At 41.2% G+C, this 22,389-nt stretch carries 22 protein-coding genes; 8 read left to right on the top strand and 14 right to left on the bottom strand.

What is annotated here, in order from left to right:
- Nucleotides 1-220: 220 nt before the first annotated feature.
- From L0657_RS09015 to L0657_RS08980, 8 genes are all read right to left on the bottom strand, one after another.
- A complete protein-coding gene (locus tag L0657_RS09015; RefSeq protein WP_235150254.1) occupies nucleotides 221-1,669 on the bottom strand; it encodes a hypothetical protein in 1,449 nt (482 codons plus the stop codon).
- A gap of 191 nt (nucleotides 1,670-1,860) precedes the next feature.
- Nucleotides 1,861-2,433 carry a DUF4136 domain-containing protein gene (locus L0657_RS09010; RefSeq protein ID WP_235150253.1) on the bottom strand — a complete coding sequence of 191 codons (573 nt, stop codon included), beginning with the start codon at nucleotides 2,431-2,433 and terminating at the stop codon, nucleotides 1,861-1,863.
- Between the two features lie 84 nt (nucleotides 2,434-2,517).
- Nucleotides 2,518-4,032, bottom strand: a complete 1,515-nt coding sequence (locus L0657_RS09005; RefSeq protein ID WP_235150252.1) for a Do family serine endopeptidase — start codon at nucleotides 4,030-4,032, stop codon at nucleotides 2,518-2,520.
- Between the two features lie 359 nt (nucleotides 4,033-4,391).
- A complete protein-coding gene (locus tag L0657_RS09000) occupies nucleotides 4,392-5,645 on the bottom strand; it encodes a HAMP domain-containing sensor histidine kinase (protein WP_235150251.1) in 1,254 nt (417 codons plus the stop codon).
- Entirely contained in the window at nucleotides 5,642-6,319 is a 678-nt protein-coding gene (locus tag L0657_RS08995; RefSeq protein ID WP_235150250.1) for a response regulator transcription factor, read from the bottom strand. Before L0657_RS08995 ends, L0657_RS09000 begins: the two co-directional genes overlap by 4 nt.
- A 63-nt stretch (nucleotides 6,320-6,382) precedes the next feature.
- On the bottom strand, nucleotides 6,383-7,231 hold the full coding sequence (locus L0657_RS08990; RefSeq protein ID WP_235150249.1) for a ThuA domain-containing protein: 849 nt from the start codon (nucleotides 7,229-7,231) through the stop codon (nucleotides 6,383-6,385).
- 120 nt (nucleotides 7,232-7,351) lie between these two features.
- On the bottom strand, nucleotides 7,352-8,257 hold the full coding sequence (locus L0657_RS08985; protein WP_235150248.1) for a CorA family divalent cation transporter: 906 nt from the start codon (nucleotides 8,255-8,257) through the stop codon (nucleotides 7,352-7,354).
- Between the two features lie 93 nt (nucleotides 8,258-8,350).
- Nucleotides 8,351-9,118 carry an Ig-like domain-containing protein gene (locus L0657_RS08980; RefSeq protein WP_235150247.1) on the bottom strand — a complete coding sequence of 256 codons (768 nt, stop codon included), beginning with the start codon at nucleotides 9,116-9,118 and terminating at the stop codon, nucleotides 8,351-8,353.
- A gap of 418 nt (nucleotides 9,119-9,536) precedes the next feature.
- Between L0657_RS08980 and adhP the strand changes: the two genes are divergently transcribed.
- The 3 genes from adhP to L0657_RS08965 all read left to right on the top strand — a co-directional run bounded on the left by adhP (nucleotide 9,537) and on the right by L0657_RS08965 (nucleotide 11,932).
- Nucleotides 9,537-10,571: an alcohol dehydrogenase AdhP gene (adhP, locus tag L0657_RS08975; protein WP_235150246.1), complete on the top strand. Its 1,035-nt coding sequence runs from the start codon at nucleotides 9,537-9,539 to the stop codon at nucleotides 10,569-10,571.
- Nucleotides 10,572-10,730: 159 nt separating this feature from the next.
- Entirely contained in the window at nucleotides 10,731-11,570 is an 840-nt protein-coding gene (locus tag L0657_RS08970; protein WP_235150245.1) for a universal stress protein, read from the top strand.
- A gap of 116 nt (nucleotides 11,571-11,686) precedes the next feature.
- Nucleotides 11,687-11,932, top strand: a complete 246-nt coding sequence (locus L0657_RS08965; RefSeq protein WP_235150244.1) for a hypothetical protein — start codon at nucleotides 11,687-11,689, stop codon at nucleotides 11,930-11,932.
- Between the two features lie 63 nt (nucleotides 11,933-11,995).
- Here the strand turns inward: L0657_RS08965 and L0657_RS08960 are convergent, their stop codons facing one another.
- Nucleotides 11,996-13,921: an AAA domain-containing protein gene (locus L0657_RS08960; RefSeq protein WP_235150439.1), complete on the bottom strand. Its 1,926-nt coding sequence runs from the start codon at nucleotides 13,919-13,921 to the stop codon at nucleotides 11,996-11,998.
- A 233-nt stretch (nucleotides 13,922-14,154) separates the two neighbouring features.
- Between L0657_RS08960 and L0657_RS08955 the strand changes: the two genes are divergently transcribed.
- The 4 genes from L0657_RS08955 to L0657_RS08940 all read left to right on the top strand — a co-directional run bounded on the left by L0657_RS08955 (nucleotide 14,155) and on the right by L0657_RS08940 (nucleotide 18,011).
- Nucleotides 14,155-15,066, top strand: a complete 912-nt coding sequence (locus tag L0657_RS08955) for an AraC family transcriptional regulator (protein WP_235150243.1) — start codon at nucleotides 14,155-14,157, stop codon at nucleotides 15,064-15,066.
- A 234-nt stretch (nucleotides 15,067-15,300) separates the two neighbouring features.
- Nucleotides 15,301-16,149, top strand: coding sequence for an SDR family NAD(P)-dependent oxidoreductase (locus L0657_RS08950; RefSeq protein WP_235150242.1), 849 nt, complete (start codon nucleotides 15,301-15,303; stop codon nucleotides 16,147-16,149).
- A gap of 47 nt (nucleotides 16,150-16,196) precedes the next feature.
- Complete coding sequence (locus tag L0657_RS08945; protein WP_235150241.1) at nucleotides 16,197-16,445, top strand: Atu4866 domain-containing protein; 249 nt, start codon at nucleotides 16,197-16,199, stop codon at nucleotides 16,443-16,445.
- A 237-nt stretch (nucleotides 16,446-16,682) separates the two neighbouring features.
- Nucleotides 16,683-18,011 carry an acetyl-CoA hydrolase/transferase C-terminal domain-containing protein gene (locus L0657_RS08940; RefSeq protein WP_255717768.1) on the top strand — a complete coding sequence of 443 codons (1,329 nt, stop codon included), beginning with the start codon at nucleotides 16,683-16,685 and terminating at the stop codon, nucleotides 18,009-18,011.
- A gap of 61 nt (nucleotides 18,012-18,072) precedes the next feature.
- On the opposite strand, the gene L0657_RS08935 is transcribed toward L0657_RS08940, so the two are convergent.
- Nucleotides 18,073-18,597, bottom strand: coding sequence for a DUF4199 domain-containing protein (locus L0657_RS08935; protein ID WP_235150240.1), 525 nt, complete (start codon nucleotides 18,595-18,597; stop codon nucleotides 18,073-18,075).
- Between the two features lie 120 nt (nucleotides 18,598-18,717).
- The gene (locus L0657_RS08930) at nucleotides 18,718-19,191 is read right to left on the bottom strand and encodes a response regulator transcription factor (RefSeq protein WP_235150239.1); all 474 of its coding nucleotides are present in this window, start codon (nucleotides 19,189-19,191) and stop codon (nucleotides 18,718-18,720) included.
- A gap of 194 nt (nucleotides 19,192-19,385) precedes the next feature.
- Between L0657_RS08930 and L0657_RS08925 the strand changes: the two genes are divergently transcribed.
- Nucleotides 19,386-20,576, top strand: coding sequence for an esterase (locus L0657_RS08925; protein WP_235150238.1), 1,191 nt, complete (start codon nucleotides 19,386-19,388; stop codon nucleotides 20,574-20,576).
- Between the two features lie 30 nt (nucleotides 20,577-20,606).
- Here the strand turns inward: L0657_RS08925 and L0657_RS08920 are convergent, their stop codons facing one another.
- The 3 genes from L0657_RS08920 to L0657_RS08910 all read right to left on the bottom strand — a co-directional run bounded on the left by L0657_RS08920 (nucleotide 20,607) and on the right by L0657_RS08910 (nucleotide 22,383).
- Nucleotides 20,607-20,924 (bottom strand): DUF3817 domain-containing protein, encoded by a 318-nt coding sequence (locus L0657_RS08920; RefSeq protein WP_235150237.1) that lies wholly within the window; start codon nucleotides 20,922-20,924, stop codon nucleotides 20,607-20,609.
- A gap of 6 nt (nucleotides 20,925-20,930) precedes the next feature.
- On the bottom strand, nucleotides 20,931-21,395 hold the full coding sequence (locus tag L0657_RS08915) for a hypothetical protein (protein ID WP_235150236.1): 465 nt from the start codon (nucleotides 21,393-21,395) through the stop codon (nucleotides 20,931-20,933).
- A 73-nt stretch (nucleotides 21,396-21,468) separates the two neighbouring features.
- Nucleotides 21,469-22,383 carry an AraC family transcriptional regulator gene (locus L0657_RS08910; RefSeq protein ID WP_235150235.1) on the bottom strand — a complete coding sequence of 305 codons (915 nt, stop codon included), beginning with the start codon at nucleotides 22,381-22,383 and terminating at the stop codon, nucleotides 21,469-21,471.
- Nucleotides 22,384-22,389: the final 6 nt, after the last annotated feature.

The following is a 22,389-nucleotide window of genomic DNA, read 5'->3' as shown; positions in this document are numbered from 1 at the left end:
AACAAAACTGGAAAGAATCTGGAAAAACCTTATTTATTAAATTCAAATAACTTCGAAAAATATTACGGCCAGCGAATTAATTTTGAATTAGATATTGGGAAATACAACCTGGCTAAACAATATCGTTGCCGAATCAGTCCACTGTATTCGCACAAAAAGAGGTGACCACAATGTGACCACCCCTTTCCATATTAAAACCTATTTACTCACCAACAAATCTTTAACGACGTCCTCCACGGGTACCGCCTCCGCCGCCTCTGGATGCACCGCCTCCATAAGAACCACGGCTATACCCTCCGCCATAAGACGGACTCCGGAAGTTACTTCCACCATTATTATAACTTCTGGGTGTATTATTATATGTTCTTGGGGCACTGTAACTTCTGTTGTACGCACGCTGTCCCTGCATCATACGCGATCCCTGCGAGTAACTGCGAGGAGCATTGTTATAAGTTCCTGGCGAGGATAACCAATTCGAACGCGCTCCCATTTCAGGATTGTAATGTCTTCCGGCAGCTCCTATAAAACCATTTCTTGGGGAAATATAACGTCCCCGCGAAATATAATGGTTTCGGTAGTAGTTGCCGTAAGTGCGGTATAAGTGAGGATAATACCGGTAAGCTCCGCCAAAGAACCAGGACGAAAATCCAAGCGTCGGGAAACCATATCCGTATAAACCCATTCCGTAATACATGCCGCCACCAAAACCGAACGCACCGGGGTACCACATAGGTGAACCATACCAGGACGGATAACCAAACCAATATGAATATGGGTTGTTGTAATAATTAATTACCTTATCGCCTGTCGGTGCAGGGTAGCTGTATCCTTTGCTTTCCGCATATTGTTGCGCCGCCTGGTCGTACTCACGTTGGGCCTGAGGATCCTGCGCTAATTCCTGTTTGTAATTATCCAGATCCTGTTTGTTTTCTGCTTCTATTTTCTCGTGCGCATCAGCAAGTTTTTGACGAGTCCCGTCCGGATTGTTTTTAAATTCATCTCCCAAACGAGCGGTCAAATCGCTATGATCATTCAGAATTGACAAAACATCCGGCATTTCCTGCAAAGCCTTAAACGCCTCCTGAGCATCAGAGTTTAATGGTCTGATCAAATCCGTGAAAGACGTTATGGCTTGTTGATTCAAATTGTCAACCGCTACCAAATCACTATGGTGATTGCGATAGAGCTTCCAGGCGGCTTCCCGCAATTCTTTTGACGGATTATTCAACAGGCCATTGATCTGTTCCTGCGATTGCTTCCGGGGCAACGTCGCAAGCGTATGCATCAATTCCGGATACCGGGAAACTTCGTAAAACCAGTTTTGTTTTTTCTGAGAATATCCTTGAATGGTTGTCTGAAATCCCTGAGTTGTGTACTCACGAATACGCGCCACCTTCTCCAAAACTTCCGGATATTGCGTGGCAATCAAAATGTTATTTCGTACATCCTCACTATAAGGCGCAACCGTAGGAATGATGCTTTGTTCAACTGGTCCTGCCTGGCGATTTTCATATGGCTGACCGTTATACCCTTGTTCATCCTGGCTGTATGCTGTCAACGAAAAAGTGAATATTGCCAGTCCGGCAATTATACTTGTGAATAAACGATTATTAGAGGCATATTTCCCATTTATAACTTCTCCGGGAAAACCTTCTGTATGCGATTTCATGAGCTTCTGTGTTAAAATTTAAATTACTTGTTAACCTTTAACATATTAAAACTACAACACAATTCTGTCGAAATTTTGTAGTTCAGATCCGTGTTTTTAAAATTTTACAGTTTTTTAAGAATGATCAAGACAGGTGCCTTTTCAGACACCTGTCCCATCAATTCGAAACATTTTATGCAAAGAAAAAATTACTAAGACTGACGAATCGGGAAACTTTTCATCAGCTTTTTGACTCCCTTATTTATTCTTTTGTCCAGGTTATTTGGATTGGTCACATCACCGGAAATGGCTCTTTGCCACACAATTTCTCCAGTTTTCGCATCAACAACATCCAGGATCAACGTTCCATCCGTGCTTCTGGTTGACGAAGGAAATCCGCCGTAGCCATAACCGCCATAAGGCATTCCCCATATTCCCCATCCAAATCTCCCCCAGCCCATCATGGGATATCCCATCATCGGGTAACCTCCATAATAATTTCTACGAACGCGTTGCGTATACGTATGGAACTGCAAAAGGAAATCCGGATTTTTCGTTTCCCTTACCAGACCTTTTCCGTTCAAAGCTTCATCGAACGCACGTTGTATCCGCTGACGAGAGTAAGTACTGCTATACATTGGATTTTGATTTGTCTTCATGTCTGGTACAATCCAGTTATATGTCTTAACCGGAGCACTTTCCAAAACTTCTCGTTGCGGATTATTAGCGAAAACAACACTGCTTAACATGGTAAGCATTCCCAACAAAATCAGATTCTTTTTCATTTTTACGATGATTAAATTTTTAGGATTTAAAAAAATAAACATAGCATTCGTGTAGGGGCGGACACAAAGCCCGCCCGGCCAACATCACAAACCAATCGCATAATATTGTGTTTCCTGACTTCCCGGATAAACTCCCTCAATCATTACCCCACCCTTTTTACCTTCCAATGCTTTCATTGCCTGCTGCACGTTCCCTACCGGTGTTTTATCTATTTTAGTTATAACGAATCCGTCCTGCATATCAGTATTCTGACGTACTTTTCCTGCATTAATCTGGCTCACTTGAACGCCTTGTTCAACATCCCACGCTCTTTTTTGCTGAGTAGTAAGATCCTGCAATTCGATACCCAGATTATCTAAAGTTTGTACTGATTTTTCTGCAACCAAAGTTCCTGAACTGCTTTTTAAGGTAACGGCAATCTCCGTATCAGCGCCGTCACGGTTCACTGTCACCAACACTTTGTCGCTTGGCTTATGCTGTGCGATTGCTTCCTGCAACTGTGCAACACTGTTGATGTCATGTCCATCAATTTTAGTGATGACATCTCCGACCTTTATCCCGGCTTCACGTGCAGCACTTTCGTCGGCGAAATTTTCAATGCGGACACCCTCACTTACTTTCAAATCGTAAGATTTAACTTTTGCACCATCCACTTCGCTGATACCAACGCCAAGATAACCACGCTGCACCGAACCAAATTTTGAAAGATCTTCAACGACTTTATGAGCAATGCTGGCAGGAACGGCAAATGAATAACCGGCATAAGATCCTGTTTGGCTGGCTATTGCAGTATTGATTCCAATTAAATTACCGTTCAGATCAACCAGCGCTCCACCCGAATTTCCTGGATTTACGGCAGCATCGGTCTGAATAAAAGACTCAATCGGGGCTTTCGAATTTTCTCCCAAAATATTAATACTGCGTCCTTTCGCACTGACGATACCTGCGGTTACAGTGGAAGTCAAGTTATACGGATTGCCAACGGCCAGAACCCACTGCCCAACTTTCACATTTTCTGAATTTCCAAAAGATAGAGCGGGGAGATTTTTTGCTTCGATCTGGATCAATGCAATATCGGTGTTTGGATCCGAACCAATAACTTTCGCTTTATATGTGCGCTTATCCGCAAGCGTAACCTCCAGGGATTCCGCACCCTGGATCACGTGGTTGTTTGTGACAATAAACCCATCTGAATTAATAATCACACCTGAACCAGAAGCCTGTGGCTTTTCACCCCTGCCTCTTCCCTGTGGTGCGTCCTGACCAAACGGGCTGCGGCCGCCAAAAAAGTCCTTCAATTCATCCGGGACTTCCATTTGGCTTACATTTCTTTCTGCTTTCATTGTGGATTTAATATGCACAACAGCAGCTGTCGCTTTTTCAGAAGCAAATGAAAAATCAGCAGGAATCATTGCCACATTTGCACCAGTACTTTTGTCATCCAGCCTGGCTTTGACGACCGGCATATTGGTTTCAACCCAGTTGGTTAATGTATCTGATTTATGAAAGTGTTCATAAGCTGCGAAAGATGTACCCCCTAAAAAAGCAAACGCCAAAGCAACAGGAGCTAATTTTTTAATATTTTGTTTTTCGAACATGACTACAAAATTTGATAAGTTGATAGATGAATAAATGACCGTGGAGTACCAGAAAGAAGTCCAGCTGAAACTCATTTCTGCGACTTTGCCACGATTGTTAATTCAAATTTGCAACACGATCCTGTGGTAATCTTGTGGGGATTCTGAAGAGATTCTGAAGTTTGAAAAAAAATGAAGAAAAACTAAAAATTTTCGAAAATATGGAAGAAGCAATAGCTGAAAATCAACTGGCACCGATTCGTCTTTCGAGTTAAATTTGGGCTATCATTATTAGATTTATTGTCAATTAGCGAAACAAAAAAAAGGAAGGTTAAAAACCTCCCCCTTTCCTTTGTTATTAGCCATGAAAAATCTTTATATCACCAACTTACGGTCAAAACGTGCCACTCGTTGTCTATGTCGTATTTGAGGTTTTGCCCGTTCACTTCGCAAATGGTTTTTACTAATGCCAAACCAAGGCCTAGTGAAGAAGATAACGTACTTTCTTTGCGAAAACGTTCAAAAAGCTGCTCTGGATTCGCATTCAGCGGTTTCCCGGTATTTCTTATTGATAACATTCTTTCGCGTAAGATAATAATAATCTTTCCTTTTTCAACGTTATGGCGAATTGCATTTGTCAATAAATTATTTACAAGAATTTCTGCGAGCGCCGGATGCATTACCGGACCCACCGCATGCATGTCCGTCTGGACACTTAACTCTCTTTGTTCAATCAAATCTTCCAAATCCCTGAGTTTGCCGCTAATAATTGGCACCAGGTTTATCGGATCCGATCCAGCTAGAAACTGCCGGTTCTCTATTTTGGTAAGCAATAATAGTGCCTGGTTCAAACGCCCCAACCTGTTCGCCGCTTCGCTAACACTCGACAATGCAATCAGCTGCGATTCTGTAAGTGTCTCATCCTGAAATAAACCTTCAATTTTTGAAAGTATAACGGCCAAAGGCGTCTGGATTTCATGAGACGCATTTTCTGTGAACTCTTTCAGGTTTTGGTAAGCAGTGGTAACCCGGCTCGTAAGATGTGTCACGGATTGATTCAACTGATCAAATTCCAGCGTTTCCTGCGGTTCGAATCTTAAAGTTTCATGCTGCTGAATCTGGTAGTCGTCCAATTTCCCCAACGTTTTATAGAAAGGTTTCCACAATCGTTTTGAAAGCCAGCTGTTTAATAGCAAAAGTGAGACCAGCATCAGGGTCACAATAAAAGTAACTGTCATCACCACAGCTTCCATCAGATGTTGCCTTTGCAGTAACATTTTGCTGATCGTCACGCGGTACCACCGACCAAGTGCCCGTTCATAAAAAACAAGCTGTCGGTATGGCTGAACTTCATTTTCAGCCAAATTGAGCATCGAGGTTTCTCTGATAAAAGATCTTCCCGGATAGCGCACGGGTTCAAGCTGCAAACTATCTCCGAGCTGCAATATGTAAACCGGTAAAGTTTCAAGATGTTTTAACTGCCATCGAACTTTCACCTGACTCTGAAACAATTCTTTATTAGCTTCACGATCAACTAGATATCTAACAGAAACATAGAACAAACCTGCTCCTAAAAAAAGGACCACCATGGACGTCACCAATTGATAGCGCAGGATCTGGACTAATAATTTCATTGTTCGCTAAACTTATAACCGACACCATAAATCGAACGCAGGTAATCCGGACAGCCTTTGTCCATCAATTTTTTTCGCAGGTTTTTAATATGTGTATAAATAAAATCGAAATTATCCATCAGGTCCGCGTCGTCGCCCCATAAATGTTCGGCAATAGATTCCTTTGTCAACACCCGGTTTTTGTTAGCGATCAGATATATCAAAAGATCATATTCCTTCCGCGTCAAAATAATTTCCTGAGCATCCACAGAAACAAAATGCTCTTGTGGTTCGATAACAATTTTCCCAAATCGAATCTGCTGATTTCCCTGAAAATTCCTTCGTCTTATCACTGCCTGAACCCTTGCATTAAGCTCAGACAGATGAAAAGGTTTCGTCAAATAATCATCCGAACCCAGATTCAGGCCTTCAATGCGGTCATCAAGCGAATTCTTCGCCGAAATAATAATAATGCCCGTCTCCGGAAATTTCTTTTTTAACTCCCTGACTGCATTCAAACCGTCCCCATCCGGAAGCATAATGTCAACCAGGACGCAATCGTATTTATAAATATTTATCTTCCCGATTGCAGATTCATAATCCTGCGCCCATTCACAAATGAAATTTTCACGCTGAAAATAATTCTGGATACTGGTTGCCAGCGCTTTCTCGTCTTCTATGAGTAATAGCTTCATGACCTAAAATTTTATACAAATGAAGCGACCAAATCTGGTGTAATTCTGTACTTATCGAAAATATTACTGTTTATGATTCGCAAGCCACAGAAGTCCGTCAACGATAAGTTTGTTTTGAATTTGATTATCAAAGGTATACGACAAAGTTTTGTTTGTTTTATTTTCATAATCGATGTCATTATGCCCCATATTTAAATATAACATTTTGAAATTTTTGTTCGTCCAAACTACCGGATAATAGCCGTTTTGCCAGATTTCATGCTGTTTTGGTCCGGTCCCAAGAGGAAAACTGGTCGAATCGATAGATAAAAGAATTTTAATATCGGGATTTTTCCGTAGGTCGTGCTCCCAACGATACCATTCATTTGGAGAGGATTTAAATGTTACCGGCAGATTTTTTGTTGCTGGAAATACAGAATCTTCCACACGAAGAACCGCAGAAGTAGGTCGCCAGGTATTGCTGGCATATTGACCGGAGCCCAGAAATTTTTCATGATACCAGTCCCAATCCTGATTATAGGTCGACGGAGTCAATGCAAATGCAGCGAAATGGAATCCCATCCAGGCACCTCCATTTTCCATATATTTTTGAAAAGCTGCCCGCTGTTCAGGCGCCTCCGGTCTGGTATCCAGGAAAAGTACTACCTGATATTTCGATAAAAATTCGGCATTCAGTTTGCTCCAATCCGAAGTTGAGTCATAAGTAAAGTTATTTTCCAGCGCAATTTTTGGAAAAAACCTGTTTGCCTCATGCACATAACTAATATGCGCCTGATCGTTTTTCGCAGTATAAAATGCCAGAACTTTGAATTTTGCTTTCCTGCTCTGAGCGAAGCAATCTGAGGTATAACAAGCTATCAGTAACAATAAAAAAGAGGCCAACCGTACACTTCGATTGATGAAAAATTTCATCGTATTTTTTCTATTTATTTAAGTTTAGGAATTCAGAGCAAAGTTGTAAAAACGAACAGCCTCGTTTTGCAATTTAATAGATTATATCCAAACTAAGTTTATCCAGCAGCTTTGCTTCGTTTACAACCATCCGCGTTTTTTGAACCAATAATAAATCCCACCCGTAATAGCAGCCATAAGCAGCATCACACCCGGGTAACCAAACTTCATTTTCAGCTCAGGCATAAACTCAAAATTCATACCGTAAACTCCAACTATGAACGTCAGAGGCATAAAGAATACCGAGAAAATGGTTAGAACGCGGATTGTTTCGTTGGTTCTTTGCGACGATAATGAGAAATAGATATTTAAAAGATGATTCGTATTTTCAAAAAGTGTATCATAAATACTGTGCAGTTTTACATACAAATCCCGTGTATCTCTTGTGTAGGTGTTCCCAGGCTGGTTATCGATTTTGTCAACAATTTCGAAAGTTAGAATCAGGATACGGCGAGTTACATCAACCTTTCTTTTTAGATAATACAACTTTTCCAGCAGAGAACTTTTTCTATTTTTAAGAAACATGTTCGTTTCGGAGACTTCGATTTCTCTGTTCAAATGCGAAGCGTGACTGTCATAGGTTGCCAAACCAGTTTTGATAATTTCATTCAATATATGGTGGGTCGATTTACAATTTTCTGAGTTCAAATACTCTTTCTGAATTTCTTCCGACTGCGGCCATGCCTTTTTATGAATAGTAATAATTCGATCTTCCTTTACAAATATTGAGACTTTATCTGTCAGTTCTCTAACGGTGTCCGCCTGGCTGGTAACCTCTTCCGTATGCATGCGAAATATGATAAAGATGTCACCTTCATCTCCAACGATTTCATATTTTGGAAGGTGATCCGGCTGCATGCAGTCATTCACAGAGGATTCGTGCAGATTAAATTTTTTGGCAATTTCATGCAATTCCTCCGGATCCGGATCCGTAACATCCAGCCATTCAAAAGGATGTTCAGGTTTTTCTGCAAGTACTTGAATCATGAATATTTTAAGTTTACGACAAAAAAATCAGGTAGCCGAAATGTTTCCCATTTCCGCTACCTGACTGCAAATTACACAACTATTATTCCAGCATTAAATACCCTTAAAATTTGCCTTAATCTTTTTCAATTCATTTTTAAAAGCGGCCTTCATATTCTGCTCATAAGTAGCAGAAGTGCGCAGTCCACCGGACGAAAAAGGTACATAAATGGCGACAAGGCCCAATTGTTCTTCTTCAAGAAAACCGACCACAACTTTATTGTTAGTAAAATAATAAATCGACTGATCCTCTCCCACATAGTCGTATCGTTCAGCCAAAAACTGGACAGCTTCATCTGCCACGGCCTGGGTTTCAGTAAAAGCGAGCAGCGAATGCGTCAGGGCATTTTTCGTAAAAAGATACGCCACTCCTCTCAGCTTGGCATTTTCTCCTGAGTATTCAATAGCAGAAGTATCTTCTCCTACAAGCGTCCGCTTTTCTTTTGCCTTAACCGCTGCCTGGTTTGCATTAAAATCTAAAACCGGTTCCGTACATAAAGTGCTGTAAGGATCGATGGTTACCTTGGATTCAACAGTAGTTTTACCATCTGTCGAGACTGCTTTAACGATGGTTTGCCCTATCCGACGACCAGAGAATTTACCACTCTGATCGATCCTGCCCACCAACGTATCACTTGATGTCCATTTGAAATTCGTAGCATTTACTGTTTCCGTACCTTTTGTCAGGGTATATTGATGTGTATCGTCAAAGCGCAATGTCAGATTACTATCACTCAGAACAGTGGCTGGCTCAGCATCCTCGTCCTTTGAACAAGCAACAGACAATACCGCCAGAAGTAAAAACAAGGATAATTTTCTCATATTGAAAAAGTTAGGACGTGAAGAAATGTAATAATATAAATAATTACAGCAAAAAACTAGTCGCTGGATAATTGGCGTACAAAATCATTTCCAAATAGAATTTTTTCCAACTAACTACCTCATACCTGGTTACAATGTCCTATGCTCTGCTGGTCCAATTTTAATAGAGAACGGGAAGAAATTTTGCAGGTTTTAAATCCAAATATGTTGGCAATAGCAATTCCCAAAAAATTGATGCACAAACGCCATTAATTAGTCACTTGCTGAAAGAATTTTAAGTACAGGAAAAAACAAAAAAATTTCCACTTGGTCCATTGAGGACAGTCACCCTCCAACATGACGGCCGTCATACTTATAACTTACTGACTAGACGAACTTTACATCAATTTAAAATCAAGACTAAAATATCATCATCGTTATGCTTCCAAAAACCATGAAAGCCGCTGTTGTCCGGGAATTCGGTAAACCTCTGCAAATTGAAGAAATGCCTGTGAAATCGCCGGGTAAAAATCAGGTGCTTGTTAAGGTAATTGCCAGCGGAGTTTGCCATACGGATCTACATGCAACGGACGGAGACTGGCCAGTTAAACCTAAACTTCCGCTGATACCCGGTCATGAAGGAATTGGCTATGTCGTTGCGCTCGGGTCGGATGTCGCAGGTGTAAAAGAAGGTGACGTTGTGGGCGTTCCATGGCTTTACAGCGCTTGCGGGTGCTGCGAATATTGCATCACGGGCTGGGAAACTTTGTGTGATACGCAACAGAACGGAGGTTACAGTGTCGATGGGAGTTATGCAGAATATGTTATCGCGGACGCAAGATATGTTGCTCACTTGCCAGCAAACACCAATATGATTGAAATGGCGCCTATTTTGTGCGCGGGTGTAACGGTATATAAAGGTTTAAAAGAGACAGAGACAAAAGCAGGCGAATGGGTTGCTATTTCCGGCATTGGCGGTTTGGGCCATCTAGCTGTTCAATATGCAAAAGCGATGGGCATGCATGTCGCCGCGATTGATATCAGTAAGGATAAACTGGATCTGGCTAAAAAGCTTGGAGCGGATATTACAGTCAATGCATTGGAAGAAGATCCGGGTTCATATCTCAAAAAAGAGACCGGCGGAATGCATGGTGTTTTGGTGACTGCGGTTTCACCAATTGCTTTTAAACAGGGAATTTCAGCATTAAGAAAAAAAGGTACTATTGCGCTGAACGGATTGCCTCCGGGAAGTTTCGATTTGCCTATTTTCGAAACAGTATTAAATCGTTATACTGTCAGAGGTTCTATCGTCGGAACGCGTAAAGATTTACAGGAATCAGTTCAGTTTGCGTTGGAGGGAAAAGTGAAAGCTACCGTGCACACTACCGCATTAGAAGATATCAATTCCGTATTTGATGATATGAAGGCAGGAAAAATTGAGGGTCGTGTCGTCATGAAAATCGCCGATAAATAAAAACTAAAAACCGCTGCTTACGTTATATTTATCGAAAGCACAGCCTGAATTTTCAGTTGTGCTTTCGGTAAATATTTAAAGTGATTGCCTGTCCTTTAAAGATAGAATTTAGATGCTCATTGTTTTGTTTACTAAAATGAAAAGACACGTTACATCGTCATGAAAAGGATTTTGGTACCCTGTAATTTCTCATCCCAGGTGGAGACCGCTTTTAAGTTTGCCTTGGAAATTGCGGCAGTCAGGGAAGCACAGATTATCGTTCTCACTGTGTTAAAGGAATTTGACAGTAATAAGTTAAATGAAGCTGAAAATCTTAAATTCCAGATTACCGAGAACGAAAATAGGTTTAAAATACTACTCGAAAAACAGGCAATGAATCGTGTCAAGGTAACTCATCTGCTTCGTTCCGGAAAAATTACGCCACTCATTCTGAGTATTATTGATGAAGAAGAAATTGACCTCGTAATCATGGGTACCCATGGTTCACGTGGATGGGACGAATTTTTTATGGGTTCAAATATTGAAAAAATTGTACGAACTTCGCCAGTGCCGGTTTTTGCAGTTAAAAATAGCACCTCGATCAGATCTGTTCACAATATTGTTTTTCCTGTCTCGCTGAATCCTGGAAATGGCAGCCTGGTTGAGAAAGTGAAAGACCTTCAAAAATTGTTTCGGGCGAGAATACACTTGCTACGAATAAATACCGGAACCAGCAAAAAAGACTCTGGAACGCTGCAAAAGCTGGCTGAGTTCGCCGAACGTAATACATTGTCAAATTTTACCGTTAACGTACGAAGCAGTGAAGATGTCAAACATGGGATTATTGATTTTGCACGAGAAATAAACGCAGATATGATAACTATGGCGACCCATGGGAACCGTGATTTAAACCATCTTTACGCGCCAAGTATTGCGGCTGATGTCGTCAATCATGCAGGACTTTTGATTTGGACATGTTGCACTTCCAAAGTCGCCAGGACGGTCCAGAAAGTTATTTAGCAGTTTTCATTACTGTCTAAAATCCCCTGCTGTCGTGACAAAAATCATAGCTTAAATTTGTGGCAGTAATTATATTTATACTAAATATATTACTTCAACCCTAAATCTACGAAGCCATGACTTATGAAGCTGCAACCCATCAGATTGCTTTCGTTCTGCCGTTGTATTTTTTAAAAGCAGAGATCACTTTCTTTGGAAATTCAATGACAGACGAATCGGTAAGTATTCCAATTTCATCCGCACCGCAATCCCGTTTTGTTATTTCAACCAAAAACCTTTCGAAAGGTTATTGGCGCGTGCAGCTGAACTGGTCAGAAGGAAAATCAAGATACTGCAGTGAAAAAGTTATTGAAATAAACTGAAATTTAATCCTTGCTATTCTCTTTTTTTCTAAGATCTGAAATCGACCGGTGGTTGTTTGTTTATTAGTCTGCAAATTCCCAGGCACTTTTATATGCATCTAAATTTTCAGCGTATGAGATGAAACCTGTATAAAACGGTAAAGCTGAAAGTGTGGCACTATCGCCTATTACCACCAGTTTTTTTCTGGCCCGGGTCATTGCAACATTCATCCTGCGAATGTCCGATAGAAAGCCAATTTCTCCTTCCGGATTGCTTCTCACCATACTGATATAAACGATGTCGCGCTCCTGCCCCTGAAAACTATCGATTGTATTCACCGAAATTTTGTTTCCATATTTTTGCAGCAGCGGCGCATGAAGCAACTGATCTTTTAAAATATGGATTTGTTGTTTGTATGGAGAAATAACCGCAATAGTCGGGAAATTTGCGATCAGATTATTGTCAGCTTTATTTCCCGGCTGATTTTCCAACTCGCCTACGAGCATGTGTAAATGTTTGAAAAGAAAGGAGGCCTCTTCCGGATTTGTCGAACTTGTGCCTTCCAGTTTTTCGTCAAAACCACAACCAGCCGTATCAATAAATAAGAGAGGAGCGTCGTGTTCAAATAACAGATGGTGTGCAACAGATGCGCTGGCTTTTAATTTATTTTCATAAAAAACGCGCGAAGAATACTCCATAATTGACTCATTCATACGGTATTGCTCTTCCAGCAGCACAACCGATTCAGGATGGAGTGACACACATTTTTCGAGCAAAGTTGTAGCCAGACCTTTTTTCGCCGCCTCACCGGATTTTATCGTTGGCGATAATTGACAATGATCACCAGCCAAAACTACTTTCTGTGATTTTAGAATCGGGATCCAGCATGCAGGTTCCAGCGCTTGTCCGGCTTCGTCGATGACGACCGTATCAAATTTTAAATTTCTAACCGCATAATGATTTGCGCCCACCAAAGTTGCTGTGATAACCTGTGCTTTCGACACCAGATCATCGATGATATATTGCTCCGCTTTACCAACATCTTTCATAATCCTGTGAGCTTCGTCAAAGAGCGCCTTTCGCTGATCGCGTTCCGATTTGCCAAAACTCCGCTTATACTTATGCGCCATATTCTTGAATTCATTTGCCTGTTTTTTCAGGTTTTTGATTTCTTTCATACTCGCATGCCCGGTCATTTTACTGTCCAGCGTAAGCGACATAAGGCGTTCTGAAACACGGGCGGGATTACCTACGCGAAGCACATTTAATCCCTGGTCTGATAACTTTTCACTTAGTAAATCGACGGCGGTATTACTTGGCGCCACCACCAGGATTTGCTTTTTATCCTGTTTGATTAATGCCTTGATAGCCTCAACGAGCGTGGTGGTCTTACCTGTACCGGGAGGCCCGTGTACAATAGCCAACTCATTTGCTGTCAATATTTTGCTTACCGCCAACTGTTGTGATTCATTCAGCTTCGGGGCTGCGTAAAAAGGAATTTCAGGTTTGAATGTCGGTTCTTTGTCGCCAATTAGAATTCTCATCAGACGACCTTCTCCGGTACTTTCTTCAAGCGACGATGCTGATTTAAGCGCGTTTTGCATTTCGTCATAACTATTGTCATCAAAAAGCAAATCAATCCCTAATTTCCCATCCCTGGACCAGTCTGGCAACTCGTCAGTTCGCAGCGTTATTTTTAGCCGGTTTCCGCTTTGATGGGTGATAGTTCCTTCTACCCGGTCCTTCTTTGGTTCATGGTTTGAAAACAATACCGCAGGCATCCCGAAACGCAGCTGATGCGAAAGATCCTGATGCGTGGTGCGCTCAACTTCGACCGTCAAATAATCTCCCCGGCTCATTTCCGAACCTCTGATTGCGATGGGATACCAGGCAATTCCGTTGGCCCGGCGCTCTGCAACTGAGGTTGATTCCGTAAGTTTTAAATAAGACTGTCGGTCTTCTTCCCGCTCGATTTTTAATAGTTCAAGCAGTTTTTTAAAATAATCCATGAAACAAAGGTAATCAATCGTAAAATTTTTCGCGTCAAGGTTTGCGCTCAATGGATAATCAGGTCCGCTCATATTGTTTGAATATTACAACAATCCGTTTGTTTTTTGTAAATGAAAAGACATTTGGATGAGTAATTTTGTAAGATGGGTTATTAAATTATTAGCGTATATAATCTTTAACGGACGAAACCATCAAAAAAAAATTTGGTGGAAGTTAAAATACAGGCCAGGACATGAAAACGAATACCGAAACGATCGAAGAATTTTATAAGCATAAATTCAACCACTTACCTGAAAACCTGCGGCAGGAACTCGGGCATTTCAATGTTTTCAGATTAGAGGATTGTTCAGGAAAAGACGGAACACCGGTCAAATATAGTCGTCGGGATTTTTTTAAAATAAGTCTGGTCAGAGGAAAATACCTTTATCATTACGCAGAGAAAACAGTTGAAAGTGAAGGAAGTACTTTGATATTTTTCAATCCTCAAATTCCTTACACTTTTCAGACCCAACCCGGAAGCGAGGAAGCAACAGGTTATTTTTGCATTTTCAAAGAGTTCTTTTTCACAGAAAAAATGCGTGGCGGAATCAGTGACTTGCCGATGTTTCTACCAGGGAGCAAGCCCTCTTATGCGCTGACACCTGAACAGGATGAACACGTCAGCGCGATTTTCAATAAAATGATCGATGAACTGAATTCAGATTATCGATTTAAATATGACCTCATACGAAATTATGTAACCGAACTTATTCATTATGCTTTGAAGATGGAGCCAACTGAAACTTTGCATCAGCACACGGACGCCAATACACGGATCGCATCAATATTTTCAGAGTTACTCGAACGTCAGTTTCCTATTGAATCTCCAACTCAGCGATTTACGATGCGTTCCGCGCAGGATTTTGCTGAAAAATTATCGGTGCATGTCAACCACCTCAACCGTGCCTTGAAAGCAACAACCGGGAAAACCACTTCGCATCATATAGCAGAGCGGATCACCAATGAAGCAAAAGCACTTCTGAAACATTCAAATTGGAATATTTCTGAGATCAGTTATTGCCTGGGATTTGAAGAAGCTGCTCATTTCAATAATTTTTTCAAAAAACAAACAGAAACAACTCCTTCGGCTTTCAGAGGTATTTAACTTCTTGCAAAAAGAGAAAACTTGCCAGTTCTTTCAGGAACTGGCATTTTTTTGTTTTATGCTTAAAACAGGTGATTCACAAGAGACTGTTTAATAAACCATACTCGTCAAATCTCAAATCTATCCTACAATGTTTTCATTGTTTGAATTTCGTAATGATTGGTTTGGATGCCGCAAGCGACGCCCAATATTTCCGATCTACCTTTGTATTACAAATTTAAACAAACAACAAAAATGGAAAATCAACAGGTATGGTTCGTTACGGGCGCTTCGAAAGGACTGGGATTAGTTCTGGTGCAACAACTATTAAAGGCAGGACACCAGGTAGCTGCGACTTCAAGGACTAAACAGGATTTAATAACAGCAACAGGAAGCGAACAGTCAGAAAATTTCCTGCCACTGGAAGTGACACTGACAAATGAAGAAAGTGTGAAAAATGCAATTTCTGCAACGGTCGCCAAATTTACAAAAATTGACGTCGTCGTGAACAATGCCGGTTACGGACAAGTTGGTACGCTGGAAGAATTATCTGATTCAGAAGCACGTCGAAACTTCGATGTTAATGTCTTTGGGTCATTGAACGTTATCCGGTATGTAATGCCTCATTTCAGAGCCCAGCATTCAGGTAAGATTTTCAACATTGCTTCGGTGGGTGGCTTTTTTGGAAACTTTCCAGGATGGGGAATTTACTGCGCCACAAAATTTGCTGTCGCAGGATTCACCGAATCACTTGCAGCGGAAGTTAAGCCTTTCGGTATCAGCGCGACAGTCGTTTATCCGGGTTACTTCCGCACAAATTTTTTATCAAAAGAATCTCTGACTGTTCCGGCAAATCCGATACCTGAATACACAGAAGTCCGGGCCGGACAGGAGGCACATGAAAATGAAATTAACGGAAATCAGGCTGGGGACCCTGAAAAAGGTGCAGAAGTTTTAATCAGAATCGCTTCCGAACAAAATGTTCCTGTCCATCTTTTCCTTGGCCAGGATGCGTATGACATGGCTGCATTGAAAATTAAGACGATTGAGTCAGATCTTGAAAACTGGAAGGACCTGGCTACTTCAACAAATTTTGACAATTGATTGAACATCAGCAGTCAAAAACATCTCTAAAATAATACCTGCTTTTTATGAAAAACAATGCATTTCATATGGGTATTTGGGTAACCAAAGATGGCCATATACGTCATGAATTATTGCCGGACGGAAGATATGATGAGGCCCGTGGCAATCGGATAAGCGCATACCAAGGTAAATATCAGATTACAGGAAATCACATTGATTATAAAGACGATACCGGCTTTACCGCTGACGGTGATTTTATAGATGGGATTCTATATCACGCCGGAATGATTCTCTATAAAGAAGAGTCAAATTAACAATTAAACTCCGGGCAGGTAAACGCATATTTATCTGCTCTGAGTTATTTTTTTTCTTGCCAATCTCATTCATGCCCAATTTCAAGAAGCTAAAAATATGACAATCGTCATATTTTTTTACCACTTAAAGTCATTCACTAACGGGCAGAAAAGAAGGAAATTTACATCATAATATCAGCTCCGAGCTATGACTCCGGGCATTTATTATGCGAGTATAACCAATGTAAAAAGCTTCAAATGATACCGTTAACATACATAACCGCTGAGCAGGCAGTCAAAAATATCAAATCAGGAAATCGTGTTTTTATTCACGGAAGTGCAGCAACGCCAGCGCATCTAATCGAAGCCTTGCAACACAGACACTGGGAATTGAAAAACATCGAGTTCGTAAGTATCACAACGCTCGGAGATGTGGACTTTAACAATCCCGTTCACCATCAGAGCTTCTTCTTCAATTCATTATTCGTTTCCGCCAACACAAGAGCCGTGGTCAACAGCGATTACGGAGATTATGTACCCATTTTCCTTAGTCAGATTCCACAATTAATAAAAACGGGAAGATTACCGATCGACGTAGCTTTGATCCATGTTTCGCCACCGGATGCCCATGGTTTCTGTTCGCTGGGTACGTCTGTGGACATTGCCCGGGCGGTTGTTGACAATGCTAAACACATTATCGCGATGGTCAATCCAAATATGCCCAGGACGCATGGTGATGGATTTGTCCATATCAGCAAAATTAATTCGATGGTTTGGCACGAGGCCGTGCTTCCGGAAGTTGATTATTCTTTGAACGCAAAAAGCGCAACCATTCAGATAGGCAAAAATATTGCGTCACTTGTTGAAGACGGCGCTACACTGCAAGTTGGTATCGGCGCCATACCCGATCAGGTTTTGAAAAACCTTGGACACCTCAAAAATCTTGGGCTTCACACAGAAATGTTGTCGGACGGGGTAATTCCGTTGATTGAAAGCGGTGTGATTAATAATAGTATGAAGAAGCTAAACCGCGGCAAATCGGTTACTTCTTTTATGGTGGGCACCAGAAAACTCTATGATTTTGTGGACGATAACCCGGCTGTCCGCGTGATGGATATCGGCTATGTGAATGACACCAGTATTATCCGCCAGAACCCGAAAGTTACAGCGATAAACTCGGCGCTGGAACTGGATCTCACCGGACAGGTTTGTGCGGATTCTCTTGGAACTTATCAATATTCCGGCATCGGCGGACAGATGGACTTTATTCGCGGAGCATCTCTTTCAGATGGTGGAAAACCGATCATTGCTTTGCCATCCGTTACTTCAAACGGCGTTTCCCGGATTGTTCCATTTCTTAAAGAAGGAGCTGGCGTGGTGACGACTCGCGGTCATATCCATTGGGTGGTAACAGAGTTTGGGATCGTCGATTTGTTTGGAAAAAGCTTAAAACAACGCGCTCGCTCGCTAATCAGCATTGCCCATCCGAACCATCGTGAAGATCTGGAAAGAGCATTTTGTGATCGGTTTGGAAGTTACAATCGCCCCGCGATTACCGGAATATCCGACCGTGTTTTCCATCCTTAATGAATAAAATATTTGCCAGCTATTCGATAACGAACATCTTCGAATGGCTGGCAAATTTGTCCTAATTATCCGACAATCGTTTTTTAAGTATTAATGCGCTGATTGCTGAAACGATAAGCCCGATTGGAAGCACTTCTGCATAGGTGAGTAAAACTACAAACAAAGGATTTTTGTACATCTCTTTATAGGTGGCCATTTCTTCTGTTTTGGAACTTATCTCGGCGGTCGTTTCCCCACTTGCCTTCGCCTGATTGATTACATGGGCAGAATAAACTTCCATGAAGTCAGGGATAAAAAGATAATATTCAAAAAGCCAGACGACCACATACATCGTTGACCCGATCAGTGTGATGTAAGCACCGATCTTGAATGCTTCTCCAAACGAAACAATGCCATTGTTATACTTGTCGCGATAATTTTTCACACCCACAAAAATCAAAGAAAATGCGAGGATCATCACGGCATATCCAACCACCATGTTTCCCTCGAAATTCTCGTTTTTATAACAATAGGCTGTGGACGTAACCATCATGGCCGTCAAGATAGCACCTGAAATCAACCCGCAAACAATGATATTCCTTTTCATAAGTTTGAATAGTATATGGTTTTACATGCTGCAAATTTGATTATCAATGTACTTCCGCCACTCATACTTTTGAGTGATTTTTGAATAATCGGCTATTTTCACCCGAATGTACCAGCCAAATTAAGCGATGATTTGCATTTTCTTCGCCTTGTCAATTGCCTGCGTTCTACTCTTCACATCCATTTTCCCAAAGAGATTTGACGAGTGGGTTTTGACTGTGTTCAGTGATACAAAAAGCGTTTCTGCGATTTCCTGATTACTCATTCCTTCCGAAATCAGCTGTAAAACTTCAAGCTCTCTTTTGCTTAGGCATAGCTTTTCAAGCTCATTTTCGTTTTGAACAAATGAAGTTTCCTGGCGGATAAATATTTGTTTTTCTACTACGATTGTTTCAATTTTTGGCTTTGCTAGTCTGAGCGCCAGCCAGATACCGAGGGCAGTAAAAATCAGCGCGATGGCTCCGGCGTAGATTTCAAAAGCATGGTCAATGATGACAAAACGAAGTTCAAGCCATTTCAGCAAAAAAAGCAGTCCGGCCAGCGAAGCACCATAAAGCAAGATCTGTTTATTTTTTTTCAGTAAATCGAAATGCATATCCGGATAGATTTTCTCTGATCAAAAATAAAACTTTTTGTGAATTACAACATACTCGAAAGTATTGCCGCCCTTGATTATCGGGCAACATAAATTTATTTCCTGTTCTGAGTATTTAATACACAACACAAACTTTTTAACCAAAAGATGGCTCTCGAGAGTCAATAAATCCATTCATCTGTCCGATTTTTGAGATGCGATCAACACCACTTTACTTCATACCTGCACTCTTCTTTTTTGCAGCTTCTACCCTCTCCTACGCTCAGCAAGCGAACGTAAACCTTGATTGGAATCCGCAAAAAAACACCGAGAATCTTATACCGTATGGAGGAAATATTGTTTCGCCCGATGTCCGTGACGACCATACCATCACTTTCCGCTTGAAAGCACCTGTGGCAAACCAGGTCATGTTAACCGGCGGACCGATTTTACTTGCATTAAAAACGAAAGATCCGATCCCTTTCAAAAAGGGTGATGATGGTATCTGGACACTAACCGTCGGCCCCGTCAAACCGAATATTTATGTATATCGATTTATTCTTGACGGGGTTTCAATTGTAGATCCGAACAATACGATCACTGGCTCATCCAACCAGCCTGGATATAGCAACGTGGTAGTGCATGGCGATGGCCCGGCGTTTTATGACGCGAAAAAGGTCCCGCACGGAACTGTCACCCGCCAGATTTATCATTCCGATGCTTTGAATGGAGAACGGGAAATGTTCGTATATACACCGCCAGGTTATGATTCGAAGAAGAAATACCCTGTTCTGTATCTCCTTGGCGGCAGTGGCGAACTGGCCTCCGGCTGGTCGCTGGACGGTCGTGCAAATTTTATCGCAGACAATTTGCTTTCGGAAGGAAAAATGGTCCCGATGATCATTGCGATGCCCAATAATCAGGTTCTGCACCGAAGTGATCCAAAACATCTTGAAAAAACATATCTGCTTTTTGAAAAAGAACTTAGAAATGAGATTGTTCCTTTCATAGACAAAACTTACAGTACCATTCAAAATCCAAAAGGCAGAGCGCTGGCTGGTCTGTCGATGGGTGGCAGACACACGCAAATGGTGGGAATGAATGATCTTGATCTTTTCAGCTCCTTTGGTATCCTGAGCGCCGGAGATATGGAAACAGAAAAAATGAATGCCAAGTTTTTTTCAGATCCGAAAGTGAAGGAAAAAGTTGATTATTTGCTGGTGGGACTTGGCAATGGCGAGGTGAGCGAGAATGTCGGAAAACGCTCAGCCTCAACACATGAAGCCCTTCAAAAACACGGAATTAATCATGAATATTTCATCGGCGGAGACGGAGCACACGATTGGGGAACATGGCGACTTTTGCTAAACGACAAACTATTGCCAAACCTGTGGAAGAAAAAGTAGGCTTGCAGTTTCGAGTGTGATCGATTTTAATTAATCAATCTCAGTAATCTCCATCCTACTCAATATTTTATAATCAACATAAAAAGTACCGAACGGAATAAAACAGGCCAGCAACACTTTCCAGGTTGTTTCCTTAAATTTCCATTTATACTCGATACCAACGCTCACAGTATTCAGTACAAAAAGCAGGAACAACATTCCGTGAATTGGCCCCATCGTTTTTACGAGCGACGGATTTTGATAGAAATATTTAAGTGGCACGGCTATTCCAATTAGAATAATAAGTGACAATCCTTCCAGAAAAGCTACGATACGTAACCTCCCGATTTTTGTTTTTAAAAATTTCATATAATGTTAGAAAGATCTGTAATAAGGCCTGTTGGCTAGCGGTGAAAATGGCCAGGGAATAGACACGAAAATAATTAGAAGTGCAATAGCAAAAAATAATGTCATTGTTCTGAATTTAGCCTGATCGTTAGCCTGACGCTTCGCCATAGACGAACCGATTGTAATTACAAAAATGGCTACGGTCATTAATGCGATATGTACCAGGCCGAAAAATTTTAGATCAAACTGCTTGATCGCTTCGTCGTAATTGGATCGAAAATAGGCGATAATGGGACTTTCGAAATAAAGCACATATCCTATCGTAAGTTGGATATGTGAAATCGTCGCCGTGATATGGCGTATCCTGTTATCGTTCCCGGAATAATGACGATTCCTTAACCAGCCCAATAAACCGCTTATGACTGCGTAACACAAACTAATCAGAACAAGCCATCTGAAAACAGAATGAAAGAATAATAAATAGGGATACATCTTTAACTATGAATTTTGTACCGCAAAGTTCTGCTAAAAATGCAGCTCGGAGTTAGGACGAATACTGACAGTTTCAGGACTTATCAATCATCTTTCGAAATTCTGTTGGTGTTACGTTTTCATACTTCTTAAAAAGTCTTGTAAAATAAGACTGGTCCTCAAAGCCGACGCTTGATGCTATTTCACTGATGCTGAATTGTGACTGACATAGCAGAACTTTGGCTTCTGCCAGAATAGCCTCATCAATCCATTTTGTCGGAGATTTGTTCGTGATCGTCTTAACGGTTTTGTTTAAGTGGTTAGGAGAAATATTTAGCAGCGACGCATAATCTGTTACCAGATGTATGCTTTTTATATTGGAAAATATAAGCTCTTTAAACCGGTTGCTTATGCTAATGGCAGAAATTAACTTACTGCTTGATAACGGCTTGTAAGCACTTTGCATCTCGCAGAAAAGAGCGTGCAAGTAGGTTTGATAAATTTCCTGGTTTCGCAAGCCATTCTTTGAATATTCTGTCAGCAGACGATCAAAAATGTTTAGAATAAATCCTGCGGTTTGCTCGTCTGGTTCAATTTTGGGATTCCCCCAAACTCTTAAAAACTCGAAGTCCTTCCACAAGTCTGTTTTCGCGAATTTGCCAAGCAAAAAATCACTATGAAATCCACAGATATACCCTTTATTTACATCACCAGTTTGAAAAGAAAATACCTGACCGGCCGGAACAATAAGTATTTCATTTTTATGGATCTTGTACTGCTCACTGCCGATTTTCATAACAGCTTCTCCTTCGGTCACAAAAAGACAATTATTGATCGTAGACCGCGAAGCCGGAACATTTCTTGTCACCAGCTTATACATATCTTCCAGCCTGGTAATAAAAAAGTTATCCCGCTCAACCTGAACAATAGCCTTCAAATCGTCAGAAGGCATAAACTTGCTGGTGAAAGCCTTTGTGCTATAAACTTTTATGGTGTCCTTTTCTGACATATTTTC

Origin of the sequence: Dyadobacter sp. CY345 (genome assembly GCF_021502725.1) — a bacterium.
GTDB lineage: Bacteria > Bacteroidota > Bacteroidia > Cytophagales > Spirosomataceae > Dyadobacter.
Note: the sequence above shows the minus strand (reverse complement) of the source record. Positions and strands in the feature narration are given on the sequence as shown.

Coding starts and splice junctions, on each gene's coding strand:
- L0657_RS09010 (WP_235150253.1), bottom strand. CDS start 2,433: ATGAAAAAGAATCTGATTTTGTTGGGAATGCTTACCATGTTAAGCAGT.
- L0657_RS08950 (WP_235150242.1), top strand. CDS start 15,301: ATGGAAAATCAACAGGTATGGTTCGTTACGGGCGCTTCGAAAGGACTG.
- L0657_RS08935 (WP_235150240.1), bottom strand. CDS start 18,597: ATGAAAAGGAATATCATTGTTTGCGGGTTGATTTCAGGTGCTATCTTG.
- L0657_RS08995 (WP_235150250.1), bottom strand. CDS start 6,319: ATGAAGCTATTACTCATAGAAGACGAGAAAGCGCTGGCAACCAGTATC.
- L0657_RS09005 (WP_235150252.1), bottom strand. CDS start 4,032: ATGTTCGAAAAACAAAATATTAAAAAATTAGCTCCTGTTGCTTTGGCG.
- L0657_RS08960 (WP_235150439.1), bottom strand. CDS start 13,921: ATGGATTATTTTAAAAAACTGCTTGAACTATTAAAAATCGAGCGGGAA.
- L0657_RS08980 (WP_235150247.1), bottom strand. CDS start 9,118: ATGAGAAAATTATCCTTGTTTTTACTTCTGGCGGTATTGTCTGTTGCT.
- L0657_RS08925 (WP_235150238.1), top strand. CDS start 19,386: ATGCGATCAACACCACTTTACTTCATACCTGCACTCTTCTTTTTTGCA.
- L0657_RS09015 (WP_235150254.1), bottom strand. CDS start 1,669: ATGAAATCGCATACAGAAGGTTTTCCCGGAGAAGTTATAAATGGGAAA.
- L0657_RS08940 (WP_255717768.1), top strand. CDS start 16,683: ATGATACCGTTAACATACATAACCGCTGAGCAGGCAGTCAAAAATATC.
- L0657_RS08970 (WP_235150245.1), top strand. CDS start 10,731: ATGAAAAGGATTTTGGTACCCTGTAATTTCTCATCCCAGGTGGAGACC.
- L0657_RS08930 (WP_235150239.1), bottom strand. CDS start 19,191: ATGCATTTCGATTTACTGAAAAAAAATAAACAGATCTTGCTTTATGGT.
- L0657_RS08955 (WP_235150243.1), top strand. CDS start 14,155: ATGAAAACGAATACCGAAACGATCGAAGAATTTTATAAGCATAAATTC.
- adhP (WP_235150246.1), top strand. CDS start 9,537: ATGCTTCCAAAAACCATGAAAGCCGCTGTTGTCCGGGAATTCGGTAAA.
- L0657_RS08990 (WP_235150249.1), bottom strand. CDS start 7,231: ATGAAATTTTTCATCAATCGAAGTGTACGGTTGGCCTCTTTTTTATTG.
- L0657_RS08945 (WP_235150241.1), top strand. CDS start 16,197: ATGAAAAACAATGCATTTCATATGGGTATTTGGGTAACCAAAGATGGC.
- L0657_RS08985 (WP_235150248.1), bottom strand. CDS start 8,257: ATGATTCAAGTACTTGCAGAAAAACCTGAACATCCTTTTGAATGGCTG.
- L0657_RS09000 (WP_235150251.1), bottom strand. CDS start 5,645: ATGAAATTATTAGTCCAGATCCTGCGCTATCAATTGGTGACGTCCATG.
- L0657_RS08965 (WP_235150244.1), top strand. CDS start 11,687: ATGACTTATGAAGCTGCAACCCATCAGATTGCTTTCGTTCTGCCGTTG.
- L0657_RS08910 (WP_235150235.1), bottom strand. CDS start 22,383: ATGTCAGAAAAGGACACCATAAAAGTTTATAGCACAAAGGCTTTCACC.
- L0657_RS08915 (WP_235150236.1), bottom strand. CDS start 21,395: ATGTATCCCTATTTATTATTCTTTCATTCTGTTTTCAGATGGCTTGTT.
- L0657_RS08920 (WP_235150237.1), bottom strand. CDS start 20,924: ATGAAATTTTTAAAAACAAAAATCGGGAGGTTACGTATCGTAGCTTTT.